Origin of the sequence: Bacteroides sp. AM54-2NS (assembly GCF_003602935.1) — a bacterium.
Lineage (GTDB): Bacteria > Bacteroidota > Bacteroidia > Bacteroidales > Bacteroidaceae > Bacteroides > Bacteroides xylanisolvens.
Genome location: NZ_QTMZ01000147.1, coordinates 1 through 612 on the forward strand (window position 1 = coordinate 1; position 612 = coordinate 612).

Genomic DNA, 612 nt, shown 5'->3' on the forward strand with positions numbered 1-612 from the left:
TGGAGGATTTTCATACAGGTACAATTCGCATTGATAAAAATGAAAGCGTCACCGTCCCGTACATTCTTTCCCATCTGGTTGGTCACGATGCCGCTAAGCGTATAAAAACTCTTACGCATGTCTGTCGGATACGGGTAAAGATAATATCTGTTGGATTCATTCAAAGAAAACATAGGCTAACGGTTTGAATTCAAAAATATCAGGGTTTGCAATACCTCCGGTGACAAAGGGCTGTTCAAGCGGACTGTGACGCCATTGGGATAGGAGATCTCACATAGCGGCTGGGGAATTGGCGACGGGCTGACCGGAGGGGCAGACAGCAGGGATTTCTCCTTATGGGGAAGACTGACCTGGCCCTTACTGTTTACCTTTACCGGGATAAAGCCGCCTTTGCGCAACAGCTTGGAACGCCACTCGTAGAAACGTTTGGGACGAATACATTCATTCGAACAAAAATCCATAACTGACAGTCCGCTCGACTGAAACGGGAATAAATAGATTCAAAATCTTCCATGGTCCATTGATGTGACATAACAATTGAGCTTTTTTACTTTGATTACAAAAGTAATATCACATTTTTAGAATGAAAGGGGGAGTTTATCGAATGCTTAC

At 43.8% G+C, this 612-nt stretch carries 2 protein-coding genes; both read right to left on the minus strand.

Annotated features, from left to right (window positions below; translation table 11 throughout):
* On the minus strand, positions 1-173 hold a 173-nt coding region (gene tnpB / locus DXA05_RS26225; protein ID WP_049703630.1), incomplete at its 3' end, for an IS66 family insertion sequence element accessory protein TnpB.
* Positions 174-176: 3 nt separating this feature from the next.
* On the minus strand, positions 177-461 hold the full coding sequence (locus tag DXA05_RS26230) for an IS66 family insertion sequence element accessory protein TnpB (protein ID WP_284515719.1): 285 nt from the start codon (positions 459-461) through the stop codon (positions 177-179).
* Positions 462-612 lie beyond the last annotated feature (151 nt).